Origin of the sequence: Massilia sp. CMS3.1, assembly GCF_051262535.1 — a bacterium.
Classification (GTDB): Bacteria; Pseudomonadota; Gammaproteobacteria; order Burkholderiales; family Burkholderiaceae_D; genus Telluria.
The window spans coordinates 254914-267236 of record NZ_JBIMES010000003.1; the positions used below are offsets into that span (position 1 = coordinate 254914).

The window sequence follows — 12323 nt, forward strand, 5'->3', positions numbered from 1 at the left end:
GTTTTGCAAGTGCGATTTTCTTATGTTCGAATTTCTATTCAAGCGCCAGGGCGACAAGACCGGCAAGGGACGCGGCGCGCAAACGGCCGTACCGGTCAAGCCTGTGCCGAGCGGTGAGGCGGGCAGCCCGTCGAACAAGAAGGGCGACCCGGCCCCGGCCGGTGCCGCGCCGGCACGTGGGAGCTCCGTCGTGCGCGAGCAGCAAGCCCAACAGCTGAAGATGCTCGACGGCGACGAATCGCGCGCCGTGGACTTCATCCTGCAATGCGAATTTTCCGAACTGCGCCTGCTCGCTGCCGAGCGGGTGCACAGCCGCGCCGGGCTCGAGCGCGTGCATGCGGCAATCCGGAATACCGATCGCCGCGTGGCCAAGCTGATGCAGTCGCGCCTGGATGCGATTCGCCACCACGACGCCGAACTGGCCCGTGGCCAGGCCGCGCTGGCCCAGGCACGGGCGTTGCTGGCGGACGACCATCTGACGCCGAACCAGGTCGCCGACCTGGACCGCAAATGGGCCATCATCGCCGCGCCCGAATTGCAGGAAGAATTCGCTCCCTTGCGATCAAGCCTCGGCGCCCGTCTCGAAGCGCAGGTGCAGTTGCAGCGCGCCATGATCGACCGCCTGGGCGCCCTGCGCCGACTGGAGACCGCCGGCCTGAACGCGTCCGACATGGCTGCCAGCCTGACCCGGATGCTCGATGAGCAGACCGCGGCGCTGGCCGCGCCCGAACACCCGTCGCTGCCGCGCTCGCTGGTGGCGGAATTTGCTTCCGAACATGCGCGTTTATCCGGTGCGCTGGCCACGCTCGAAGGAGTGCAGGCGGCCCTGGCCGCGCGCGAAGCGGCGCTGGCCGAATGGCAGGCGCAGCCGCCCTCCGAATTGAGTGCCGAGACATTGCGCCGTGCCTGGCAAAAATTGCCGCCGCTGCCTTCGGGCGAGGCCGGCGGTCAAGTGCACGGACGTTTTGAAAGCTTGCTGGCGAGCCTGCCGCAGCCAGTGCGCAAGACGCGCGACGTGCAGGGGAACGGCCAGGCCGCGCGTACCGGCGCCGAGCTGCCCGAAGGCGAGCGCCGCGCACCTGGCGACCCCGCGGCGCCAGGCGAGGCCCACGGCCTGGAGGCGCGCCGCGCAAAACCGGCGAAAGGCGCCGACCAGGCCTTCATCGACAACATGGACGCGCTGGAAGCGGCGCTGCAGCAGGGTTCGCTTGCCCATGCCGCCGAACTCGACAAGGCTTTGAAAGAGACCAAGGGCAAGGGCATGCGCCTGACCGCCCCCCAGGCCGACCGTCTGGCGCACCTGCGTGCCGAGCTGAAACGCCTGTCGGACTGGGCGCGCTGGGGCGGCAATGTCTCGCGCGAGGAACTGATCAAGACCGTGGAAGCGCTGCCGACCCAGAACCTGGCGATGGCCGAGCTGGCGAAAAAGGTCGGCAGCATGCGCGAGCGCTGGAAGGCGCTCGACAGCCTGTCGGGCGCGGCCCCCAAAAGCCTGTGGGAGCGTTTCGACCATGCCTGCACCGTCGCCTATGCGCCGGCCGCGGCCCACTTCCGCCACCTGGCCGACGAACGCCATGCGAACGCGGCGAAGGGCGAAGCGATCGTGGCGGAAGCGGGTGCCGAGATCGCGCGCCTCGAGTCCGGGGACGCCGACTGGAAGCATGTCGCCGGCACCGTGCAGCGCCTGCGCCTGGCCTGGAGCCATCTCGGCGCCATCGACCGCAAGGACAAGAAGCGTCTCGACACGCTGTTCGGCGCCGCCCTGACCACGCTGCAAGGCCCGCTGGAAGAGCAGCGCAAGGCGGAAGTGGCCGGACGCGAGGAACTGATCGACGAAGTGCTGGCGATCGATCCGCACGACCGCCACGCGCTCGAGCACCTGCGCGACATCCAGGCGCGCTGGCAGGAGCATGCGCGTGCGCTGCCGCTCGAACGCAAGGCCGAGCAGGCGCTGTGGCAGCGTTTCCGCGGCGCATGCGACGAGCTCTTCGCGCGGCGCAAGGAAACCGCGCACGCGCTTGATGCCGAACGCCGTACGCATGAGGCGGCCAAGGAAGCGGTCAGTGCCCGGCTGGAGGAGGCCGCCCTTGACGCCACTGCCGCCACCGCGCCGAAGCTGCTGCGCGAAGCCGCCGCCGAATGGCATGCGATCGGCCCGGTGCCGCGCGCCCACGAGGCGCGGGTCGACAAGCGCTACCACGAGGCGATCGCCAGGGTCCAGCACCACGCCGACCTGTCGCGCCGCGCCGCCGGCCTGGCGCTGGCCGGCGCGCTGCGCGACAAGCTGCGCGCCTGCCAGGAACTTGAAGATGCGCTGGCCCAGCCGGGTCAAGCCGTCTCCGGCACCGATTGGCGCGCACGCTGGGCGGCGCTGCTGCCGGCCGGCGAGCAATACGATCCGGTGCTCGATGCCCGTTTCGAGGCGGCCTTGCATGCCATTGATGCCGACCGCGACGACTACGCGCGCCTGTTGGAAGCGAACCGCTCCAGCCTGCTGGGCGAATTGCTGCGCCAGGAAGTGGCGGCCGGCATCGACAGCGGCGCCGAATTCGCGCGCGACCGCTTGAAACTCCAGGTCGAGGCCCTGCAGTCGACCCTGAAGGCCGGTAACAAGCCAACCCATCGTCACACGGCGCTGCATGCGCTGTGCGCGCTGCCGGCGCTGGTCGATGAGCGCACCGCGCACCGCATCGAACAGCTCCTGATGCGCTCGAATCGGGAGGGCAAATGACTGATGTGCCAACTGAGGTGCGAGTGCAAGCCGGGGATTTCGACCTCGGCCAGGAACTGACACGTCTACGCGCGGGTGATGCGCGCGTCGGCGCCGTGGTGAGCTTCGTCGGCACCGTGCGCGACATGAACGATGGCGCGTCGGTGTCCGAAATGGAGCTGGAACACTATCCGGGCATGACCGAGCGCGCATTGGAAGACATCGTGGCGCAGGCAAGCGCACGCTGGCCGCTCTACAACGCGCTGGTGATCCACCGCGTCGGGCCCCTGGCGCCACGCGAGCAGATCGTGCTGGTCGCCGTCAGTTCCGCGCACCGGGGCGAGGCCTTTGCCGCCTGCGAATTCATCATCGACTACCTGAAGACCGACGCCCCATTCTGGAAAAAGGAGCAGACGCCCGATGGCGCGCGCTGGGTCGACGCGCGCATCACCGACGACAGCGCGAAAGCCAAGTGGGCCCAGGCTTGAGCTGGCTCGCGGTCGGGGCGGGGGCGGCGCTCGGCGCCTGGCTGCGCTGGGGCTTCGGTATATGGCTCGGGTCCATGCACGCCTACGTCCAGGCCGGGACGCTGGCGGCCAATCTCGTCGGCGGCTATCTGGTCGGCATCGCACTGGGTTTCTTTTCGAACCATCCTCACTTGACGCCCGAATGGCGTCTGTTCGTCGTCACCGGTTTCCTCGGCGGCCTGACCACCTTCTCCAGCTTTTCCGGCGAATCGGTGGCGCTCCTGCAGCGCGGCGACTACGGCTGGGCGCTGGCGCACACGCTGCTGCACCTGGTCGGTTCGATCCTGCTGTGCATCGCCGGCTTCGCCACCTGGCGCGCCCTGCGCGGCTAGGATTTGCATGTCACCAAATGGCTGGCACAATCGAGCGTGCTACAATCTCAGCTAATGAATCGCACCGTGAAAATCTGTCTGCTGTGGCTGCTAATTGCCGTGATGCCCTTCCAGGCATTCGCGGCAAATGTGCTGCGCGCATGCAGTTCTGGCCATCAGGGTACGACCATGGTCGCAGTTACGTCGATGGACCACGGTGACGCATCGGCTGGCTCGCACGCTGCTCCTATGGGCCAGCAGTCGGGTGATGATGAAGAGTGCCCAGAAATGGCGTCATCGGACGACCCAAGTAACGACACTTCCAATTCACTCACGCATGGGTCATGCAGCGCTTGTGCTGCATGTTGTGTTGGTGCCATTGCACCATCGCAACTATTGACCTTCAAGCCTTCCTTCAATAGCGCTGAGGTCTATGTGACCTTTGGCTCTACTCTCGTCGCTGGTTTCATTCCAGACAGTCTCGAACGTCCCCCTCGGCATCTCGCCGCTTAATCGTTTTCGGTAGCAACGACGCGCGTACTCGCTCGTATTCCGTTGTGCTTTTGTCGCGCATTACTGCTGCGCGCTTACTTTCGATTATGGGACGACTATGTTCTCCAAACGTTTTGTTGCCGCCAGCGCGGTAGCCGTAACTTCGTTCGCGTCCATCGCGGGCGAGTCAGCAGCGTCTCTTAAAGCGGCCGACCCGGCTGCTCAGGTTTCACAAACAACCTATACCTCGGTTTTTTCAACGTACAGGCCGGCTGAGGACGCCGGCGTCTCGCCCGACAAAGTATGGAGAGAGGCTAACGCTACCGTCGCGAACGAGGGTATGCATGGGGCCCATGGCGGCCAGGCTCCGACAGCCCAAGATACCAGCGGTCACGCTGGACACACGATCCCTACCCACGCGGCAAATCTACGCGCCCATGCCGGTCACGGAACACCAACTGAACCGGCTGGTCGGGCGTCACATAAAGATCATCAGATGCCAGCTCAAGCCATCGCTCCTGCGGCCTCTACTGGACAACGTTCGCCGGCAGCGCACACAGGTCATCAAATGGCACCAGCTCCAAAGCTGGACCCGCACGCTGGACACCAGATGGGCCAGGAAAACAAGCCGGCCAATGCTGCTCGCCCACTCCCTGCAAGGGATGCAGCGAATAAGGCGTCGCACGAACAGCATCAGCAACAGGCAAAAGAGGCGAAGAAATGAAGCCTGTCGTTTTCAGCCCGTTATTCAAGACTTCCAGTCTTTTACTGGCAGTATCGGTTCTAGCCGGATGTTCGACCTTGTCTAACGACGGCGGAGCGAGCGACGTCTCGAAGCTGACGCAGCCCCGTACTGGCTTTGGAGTGACGGGGGAACGGAATGACCGTGACGCGCAGGCTAGCGCTGCGGAAGTCTCCAAGCTTCTGACGACGCCTCTGACGCCTGACTCTGCGGTGCAGATTGCCTTGCTCAACAATCGTGGCCTTCAAGCTTCGCTCGCAGAGCTCGGCGTGTCCGAAGCTAGTTTTGTCCAAGCCGGCCGTTTGCGTAACCCGGGCTTTTCATTCAGCCGGATGCGTGGCGGCGACGAGGTTGAAATTGAACGTAGCGTGATGTTTGACCTGATTGGTCTGCTGACTATTCCTCTGCGCAGCACCATTGAACGTGGCAGGTTTGAACAAGCAAAGCTGACCGCTGCATCCGAAGCAGTCCGTTTGGCGGGCGAAACCCGTCGTGCGTACTTTAGCGCCGTCGCAGCTGCTCAGACAGAGAAATTTATGAGCCAGGTAGTCACTTCAGCCGAGGCTGGGGCCCAGCTCGCGCAGGAGCAAGCAAAGGTTGGCAACTGGAGCAAACTGGACAGGGCGCGCGAGCAGGCCTTCTATGCGGAGGCAACGACGCAGTATGCCCGCGCCCGCCATGCTGCTACGGCAGCGCGCGAGCAACTTGTCCGGTTACTAGGTCTGTGGGGTTCAAACATGAATTTCAAGATTCCCGACCGCCTACCAGAGCTGCCGCAAAAGCCGAATGAACCTGGAGCGCTCGAGGCTCTTGCAATGGAGCAGAGACTCGACATTCAGATTGGCAAGCGAGATGTTGATGCTACCGCTCGGTCCTTAGGTCTGACGAACGCGACCGGCTTCATCAACGTACTCGACGCTGGATATGCCAACAAGAGCACTACGGGAGCACCTCGCGAAAATGGCTACGAAATATCGCTTGAGCTGCCTATTTTTGACTGGGGTGGGTCTCGACGTGCTCTTGCCAAGGCGACCTACATGATGTCAGTCAATCGCACCGCTGACGCAGCAATTCGGGCGCGCTCAGAAGTGCGCGAAGCATATTCAGCCTACCGGACTACCTACGACGTCGCCAAGCACTATCGCGATGAGCTGGTCCCGCTAAGGAAGCAGATTTCGGAAGAGGTCCTCCTTCGTTACAACGGGATGCTTGCCAGCGTTTTCGAGTTGCTTGCCGACTCGCGCGACCAGGTCATGAGCGTCAACGGCGCCATTGAAGCGCAGCGAGATTTCTGGATTGCAGAGACCGAGCTGCAATCGGCCATCAATGGAAGCGGCGGGGCAGTTTCGCAGTTAGCGACAACAGGTTCAAGCTCTGCGCCAGCGGCAGAACACTAATTAGGGAGTTGAGATGGTTTCACGTAGAGATTTGTTCACCGGCGCCGCAGCGCTCGTCGGGGCTGGAGTGGTCAGCCGGGTTGGTGCCGCCTCGCTTCCGGAAGCAGTCATCATGCAGAGCGCTGCAACGCAGGTTCCACCACCGCCGCCAAACGGCCGCCCATATAACCCCGTGGTGACTCTCAACGGTTGGTCGCTTCCGTGGCGTATGAACAAGGGGGTCAAGGAGTTCCACCTGGTTGCTGAGCCCGTGGTACGCGAATTTGCGCCTGGTATGAAAGCGAACCTGTGGGGATATAACGGTGCTTCGCCAGGCCCGACTATTGAAGTGGTCGAAGGCGACCGTGTTCGAATCTTTGTTACGAACCGCTTGCCGGAGCACACGAGCATCCACTGGCATGGTCAGCGGCTGCCGAATGGTATGGATGGAGTAACTGGTTTGACGCAAAAAGGTATTCAGCCAGGCAAAACGATGGTGTACGAATTCGAAGCGAAGCGACCCGGAACGTTCATGTACCACCCACATGCCGACGAAATGGTGCAGATGGCGATGGGGATGATGGGCTTCTGGGTCACCCACCCGAAGAATCCCAACTTCATGAAAGTTGACCGTGACTACGTATTCCTCCTCGGTAGCTATGACATCGAGCCCGGAAGCTTCGTGCCAAAAACCTCGACCATGTTGGACTTTAATCTGTTTACCTTTAATAGCCGCGTCTTCCCAGGTATCGACACGATGGTCGCGCGTCAGGGTGAGCGCGTGCGTATCCGCGTTGGAAATCTGACGATGACCAATCACCCGATTCACTTGCATGGGCATGAGTTTGAGGTGACAGGCACTGATGGTGGTTGGACTCGACCAGACTCGCGCTGGCCGGAAGTGAGCGTGGACGTCGCCGTGGGCCAAATGCGTGCCATCGAGTTCGTCGCTAGCGAGCTCGGCGACTGGGCGTTCCACTGCCATAAGTCTCATCACACGATGAATGCAATGGGACACGACGTGCCCAACATGATTGGCGTGTCCCAACGCGACGCTGCGAAGAAGATTTCCTCGATCATTCCGGACTATATGGCCATGGGTTCGACAGGCGGTTCGATGGGCGAGATGGAGATGCCGCTTCCTGAAAACACCCTCCCGATGATGGGTGGACAAGGTCCATTTGGAGGAGTCGAGATGGGCGGTATGTTCACTGTGATGAAGGTTCGCAAAGACCAGAAACGAGGCGATTATAGCGACCCTGGTTGGTACAAGCATCCTGCGGGGACTGTCGCTTACGAATGGACTGGCGCGCCGCCCGAAGCAGTCAGGAACACCTCAGCCGGCGGGCAGTCCATGCCTGCAGCGAAGCCAGCGCAGAACGTGGAATTCAATGTTCGAAAGCCTTCTGGCCACTCGGGACATTGACCTTCAGGCTCGTTTCATTAAGAGCGTAACGACATTGAAACCTCATCGGCATTCAAGCAATGACTGCCAATCACAACTTCGAAGAAGAGATTGCCAAATGAAAATCGCAAAAATCGTCACACACATCGCTGCAGCGACGTTCGCACTGACCGCTTTTCATGGCGCCATGGCCCAATCGCATGACCACGGAAATCATACAGCTGCTGCCGTCGCTGGCCAGGAGACGGCCCTGTCCGATGGCGAAGTCAAGAAGGTAGACAAAGACACCGGTCGCCTCACAATCAAACATGGTCCGCTTGAAAACCTGGGCATGCCAGGCATGACGATGGTGTTTGGTGTGAAGGATGCGTCAGCGCTCGATGCGCTCAAAGCCGGCGACAAAATTAAGTTTGTCGCAGAAAAGATCGAGGGACGATACGTCGTCACGCAACTGGCAGTTCAGCAGTAAGTAGCCAGGTGGTACAAGGCGTCGTCGTCTTAACTCAGCGTCGACGCCGGTCGCGAGAGGGATGAGTATGTTTGCAACCAACCAAGGAGTAAATATGAAAATCTCGAAAATCGCACTCGTTTCATTCGCCTTCGTCGCTATGTCTGCAAGCGCAATGCCTCAGCATCAAAGCGGCGCGCACGGCGGTTCAGGAGACGACATGGCGAATATGCACTCGACGCACAAGAGCTCACCAAACGCCGAAAAAGCACCTTACGAACAGCAGTTCTTGGACACGATGGCTATGCACCATCAGATGGCAATGCATATGGCCAGCTTGGTGGAAAGTCGTTCTGATAGCCAACACCTTAAGGATATGGCCAAGAAGATGATGGCCGTACAGGAAAAAGAAATTGCCCAGCTCAAGGGGTGGAAAGAGCAGTGGTACGCAGGCAAGCCCGAGGCCATGAACATGACGATGCCGGGGATGCCAGAGTCGATGAAAGGGATGTCGAGTGAAAAACTGATTTCTGCGAAGGGTGAAAAGTTTGACCGGTTGTTTGTCGATATGATGAGTCAACACCACAAGGGCGCCATCAAGATGGCCCAAACTGCGGCTCCCAAACTGCAGCACGCCGAAGTGAAGGAATTTGCGAACAAGGTTGTCGAGATGCAGAAAAAGGAAGTGGCACACCTGTCCGAGATGAAAAAATCTTCGGCGGCATCGAAGAAATAAGAAGTTCAAGAGCAGTTAAGAGCGCGACAAGTCGGACATTAAAAAACGGCTTGTCGGGCTGCCCCAAACACTATCAATCTTTAAAAAAGTCCATGCGCCAAACACTTTTTGCCATCGCAATCTCGGCAGCGTCCCTCCAGGCATTCGCCGCGACTCCGCTTGAAACCGTCGCTGCGTTTCATGACGCGCTGTCAGCGGGGAAGGCTGACGCGGCTACGGTCTTCCTGTCCCCGACTATCCAAATTTTCGAGTCGGGTTACGTCGAGCGCTCACGTGATGAATATGCTGGTCACCATCTCCCTGGTGACATGGCGTTTGCTAAAGCGACAAGCCAAACGGTCACACGCCAGAACGAGAGGGTTGAGGGGAATATCGCCATCGTGACACGAGAAACGGAGACAAAAGGCAAGTTCAAGGGAACAAGCGTTCACTCGTTTGGAACGGAGACCGCTGTACTGGAAAAGCAGGGTGACAAGTGGCTCATCACGCACGTTCACTGGTCCTCCCGTAAAGCCAAGTAACCGATACCGCACATAGAGGTCAAACATGATAACCGTTCAAAAAATCGTAGCAGCATGCGTTTTTACAGCAGCTACCATCACAGCCCCGATGGCGATGGCGCACGCGAAGCTGACTGCTTCGAACCCGGCGCCAGGAGCCGTTTTGGAGGCGGCGCCGACCGAAATTGCCCTGACCTTCAATGAAAAAGTCGAGCAAGCGTTCAGTACGGTGACTTTGATTTACACCGACGGCAAGGTCGTCGCGACCGACAAGGCAAAGGTCGACGTCGCTAACCCGGCAATTGTGCGGGTCCGAACCAAGGGTCTGTCTGCGGGTACTTATACCGTTAAATGGGCCGTCGCTGGCCACGACGGTCACCGGCGTACGGGCACGTTCTCGTTTTCGGTGAAATAAGTGGATAGCGTCCTGGGCCTTCAGCTTGGGTCAGTCGCCGCCTTGAACGCCGCGTTCGCGTGGCTTGTCGGTTCGTGGCTGGCCCGCCGTTGGCTTTCGGCTTCTGGTACCCCGCGCGCAAACGCGGAAGCCCTGCTGCGCTCGGGAGATATTGCCGCTGCTGCACTCGGCGTACTGGGGACAGGCGCCATGTTGTGGGCGTCTGCGGCCGTAATGGGGGGTGTCAGCTTAAAAGAAGCCAAGGACGTAGTCTGGCAAATGTTGACCATGACAAGTATTGGGCGGGCCGGCTATATCTCGTTTTTCGCGCTGAACCTGGTACTCGTCATTCGAGCACTTCGTTCAACTGCGCCGTGGCGTGAGTGGACAGTGCTTGCGGCATTGGGCCTCTTCGCGTTTGTGCGCGCGTCAATGGGGCATGCCGGTGAAAACGGTTACTGGACTCTGCCTTTCACAGCGGAGGTCATCCATCTGACTGCGATGGGAGCATGGACGGGCTTGGTGGCCGTCTCAGCGTGGAAAGCGGTGCACGCTCATGCAGGCCTACCCGACTTGAACCGGATGGCTGGCTACCTGGGATCGATGTCTGCAACTGCCATTGCTGCGGTTGCAGCAGTGTTCGTGACGGGGTTGTTCAACGCATGGACCAGGGTCGGAACCATAGAAAACTTGTTTGATAACAGCCTTTACACAACTGCATTGTTGATGAAGGTCGGGTTGGTAGGCCTTGCACTCATCCTCGGCGGGTACAACAAGTTTATCGGACTAGCCCTTGCTCGGGACTCAGTGCGTGGCCTTGAGAGTGTGAAGTTTGCGCTAAAGATAGAAAGCATTGTCTTACTTGCTGTGTTGTTTGCAGCTGCGGTTTTGACTTCGCAGCAGCCACCGGCAGCAATCTAGGGTCGACTGTTCAGATACCGCACATGAGTGCGCTTATCTTGCGGCGCGAATCGGCTTAGCCTTCCCATGGGGGGCAGCAGCGTATGCGAACACATGGCCGCGCATTTTATCGGTAGCGCTGGAGGGTCGGTCGACATCATGAATATCAAGAGGGCGACCATGGCTGAGAGCAGGGCTGCATAAGGTAATGGCCGGGCACCAACGTCATCATGCCCACGGTGCTGACTTCGCGCCCGGGAGTTATTGGCTCTGCCAAACCGACAGCGATGCGCCCAGGCGCAGCGCCTGCGAGCCGCCACGAACTTGTACCAAAACTAGGAAATACATGCAAAATTCCGATATGGTTACCGACCACCAGGCAAGCAAGCTTGACTTGACCAGCTTACCGGCAGAACGGCTCAACAGCTCCTGCTTCTGCAGCAGCCTGGATAAGTCTGCGTTAAAGTCGGCGTTGTCGGGCGAACTGCATGACGATCGGCTTTTCGAGCTGATAGAGGAACGGTGTCCATTCCTGTTCTCGGCGCGGCCGGTATTTATCTCGCGAACCCAGGCGGACAGAATCGACGAGGTCGTGCAGGCACTCGAGTCCGTCATCGGGCTGCCGGCATACCGCGCGCTGGTACTGGCCGATGCGCCAGCCATCGCGAAGATGGCGACCGGCGGTGCACATGGGGTTTTTTTCGGATACGACTTCCACCCGGACGGCGCAAATCTCGGTCTTATCGAAATAAACACAAACGCCGGTGGCGCCATGCTCAACGCTGCTATGGCGAGGGCGCATCGGACTTGCTGCCTGGACGGTGCACAGTTGTCAGAAGCAGTCCTGTCGGCTGCGCTGTTCGAGGATGAGATAGTTCACATGTTCGCGTCGGAATGGAACGCTGCAAAGCGAACCGCGCCTTTACGAACCGTGGCGATCGTCGATACGCAGCCGCAGCAACAATATCTCTACCCCGAATTCCTCCTGTTTCAGCGGCTCTTCGCCAGGAACGACATCAATGCTGTCATCGCTGACCCGAGTGACCTTGTTTTCAGAGACGGCGCGCTGTGGTGTGCTGAGTTGAAGATCGACCTGGTCTACAACCGCCTTACCGACTTCATGCTTCAGGCGCCGGAGTCGCGCGCCTTGCATGACGCGTACTGCGAGAACGCGGTTGTCGTGACCCCGCATCCTCAAGCGCACGCCCTCTATGCCAACAAGCGAAATCTCACGATCTTGAGTAATGCCACGGCACTCGAAGAGCTGGGGGTGCACCAAGCGACCATCAACCTATTGGTCGCCAACGTGCCGTTCACCGAGAGCGTCACGGCCAGTAACGCTGAACGTCTGTGGAGCGAGCGTCGCACCCTGTTTTTCAAGCCTGTCGCTGGATACGGCGGGAGGGCTGCGTACCGCGGCGACAAGCTGACGAAGCGCGTTTGGCAGGAAATCTTGTCAGGCGAGTACATCGCTCAGCGCGTTGTCGCTCCTGGCGTTCGCGTCTCCGGTACAGCGAACAGTCCTGAAACCTTGAAGTTCGACTTGCGCACCTACGTGTACAACAGCCGAGTCCAGTGGACTGCAGCACGCGTCTATCAAGGCCAGACCACGAACTTCAGGACGCCTGGCGGCGGATTCGCGCCGGTTTACAGTTTGGGCGATAACGAAGTGGCTGCGGAATTGACGTCGATGAGTGAGGCAGCAAGCAGCAGGAACTGCTGCGCGCGTGATTGCCGATGAGCGCAGCGCGCCAGCGGCTTACTTGCCCGCATCCCGGCGGC

General features: G+C 60.2%; 11 protein-coding genes. All 11 read left to right on the top strand.

The features are described 5' to 3' along the window. The first annotated feature begins 22 nt into the window (after positions 1-22). The 11 genes from ACHAC9_RS07120 to ACHAC9_RS07170 all read left to right on the top strand — a co-directional run bounded on the left by ACHAC9_RS07120 (position 23) and on the right by ACHAC9_RS07170 (position 12282). Positions 23-2731 carry a DUF349 domain-containing protein gene (locus tag ACHAC9_RS07120; RefSeq protein ID WP_435758550.1) on the top strand — a complete coding sequence of 903 codons (2709 nt, stop codon included), beginning with the start codon at positions 23-25 and terminating at the stop codon, positions 2729-2731. Then, positions 2728-3198, top strand: coding sequence for a molybdopterin synthase catalytic subunit MoaE (gene moaE, locus ACHAC9_RS07125; protein ID WP_435758551.1), 471 nt, complete (start codon positions 2728-2730; stop codon positions 3196-3198). The genes ACHAC9_RS07120 and moaE overlap by 4 nt, the downstream gene beginning before the upstream one ends. Further along, positions 3195-3569 carry a fluoride efflux transporter CrcB gene (gene crcB, locus ACHAC9_RS07130; RefSeq protein WP_435758553.1) on the top strand — a complete coding sequence of 125 codons (375 nt, stop codon included), beginning with the start codon at positions 3195-3197 and terminating at the stop codon, positions 3567-3569. The genes moaE and crcB overlap by 4 nt, the downstream gene beginning before the upstream one ends. 1191 nt (positions 3570-4760) lie before the next feature. After that, positions 4761-6179: a TolC family protein gene (locus ACHAC9_RS07135; protein ID WP_435758555.1), complete on the top strand. Its 1419-nt coding sequence runs from the start codon at positions 4761-4763 to the stop codon at positions 6177-6179. Positions 6180-6192: 13 nt separating this feature from the next. Beyond that, positions 6193-7584: a multicopper oxidase family protein gene (locus ACHAC9_RS07140; RefSeq protein WP_435758557.1), complete on the top strand. Its 1392-nt coding sequence runs from the start codon at positions 6193-6195 to the stop codon at positions 7582-7584. A 97-nt stretch (positions 7585-7681) separates the two neighbouring features. Then, the gene (locus tag ACHAC9_RS07145; RefSeq protein WP_435758559.1) at positions 7682-8032 is read left to right on the top strand and encodes a copper-binding protein; all 351 of its coding nucleotides are present in this window, start codon (positions 7682-7684) and stop codon (positions 8030-8032) included. Between the two features lie 94 nt (positions 8033-8126). Further along, the gene (locus tag ACHAC9_RS07150; RefSeq protein WP_435758560.1) at positions 8127-8747 is read left to right on the top strand and encodes a DUF305 domain-containing protein; all 621 of its coding nucleotides are present in this window, start codon (positions 8127-8129) and stop codon (positions 8745-8747) included. 92 nt (positions 8748-8839) lie between these two features. Continuing rightward, complete coding sequence (locus ACHAC9_RS07155) at positions 8840-9268, top strand: YybH family protein (RefSeq protein ID WP_435758562.1); 429 nt, start codon at positions 8840-8842, stop codon at positions 9266-9268. Positions 9269-9293: 25 nt separating this feature from the next. Beyond that, entirely contained in the window at positions 9294-9662 is a 369-nt protein-coding gene (gene copC / locus ACHAC9_RS07160) for a copper homeostasis periplasmic binding protein CopC (RefSeq protein WP_435758564.1), read from the top strand. Beyond that, a complete protein-coding gene (locus tag ACHAC9_RS07165) occupies positions 9663-10562 on the top strand; it encodes a copper resistance D family protein (RefSeq protein ID WP_435758566.1) in 900 nt (299 codons plus the stop codon). A 325-nt stretch (positions 10563-10887) separates the two neighbouring features. After that, positions 10888-12282: a hypothetical protein gene (locus ACHAC9_RS07170; RefSeq protein ID WP_435758568.1), complete on the top strand. Its 1395-nt coding sequence runs from the start codon at positions 10888-10890 to the stop codon at positions 12280-12282. Positions 12283-12323 lie beyond the last annotated feature (41 nt).

What these genes read in the sequence shown, in the direction of transcription:
- ACHAC9_RS07120 (WP_435758550.1), top strand. Translation starts at nt 23, where the DNA reads ATGTTCGAATTTCTATTCAAGCGCCAGGGCGACAAGACCGGCAAGGGA.
- moaE (WP_435758551.1), top strand. Translation starts at nt 2,728, where the DNA reads ATGACTGATGTGCCAACTGAGGTGCGAGTGCAAGCCGGGGATTTCGAC.
- ACHAC9_RS07135 (WP_435758555.1), top strand. Translation starts at nt 4,761, where the DNA reads ATGAAGCCTGTCGTTTTCAGCCCGTTATTCAAGACTTCCAGTCTTTTA.
- ACHAC9_RS07140 (WP_435758557.1), top strand. Translation starts at nt 6,193, where the DNA reads ATGGTTTCACGTAGAGATTTGTTCACCGGCGCCGCAGCGCTCGTCGGG.
- ACHAC9_RS07145 (WP_435758559.1), top strand. Translation starts at nt 7,682, where the DNA reads ATGAAAATCGCAAAAATCGTCACACACATCGCTGCAGCGACGTTCGCA.
- ACHAC9_RS07150 (WP_435758560.1), top strand. Translation starts at nt 8,127, where the DNA reads ATGAAAATCTCGAAAATCGCACTCGTTTCATTCGCCTTCGTCGCTATG.
- ACHAC9_RS07155 (WP_435758562.1), top strand. Translation starts at nt 8,840, where the DNA reads ATGCGCCAAACACTTTTTGCCATCGCAATCTCGGCAGCGTCCCTCCAG.
- copC (WP_435758564.1), top strand. Translation starts at nt 9,294, where the DNA reads ATGATAACCGTTCAAAAAATCGTAGCAGCATGCGTTTTTACAGCAGCT.
- ACHAC9_RS07170 (WP_435758568.1), top strand. Translation starts at nt 10,888, where the DNA reads ATGCAAAATTCCGATATGGTTACCGACCACCAGGCAAGCAAGCTTGAC.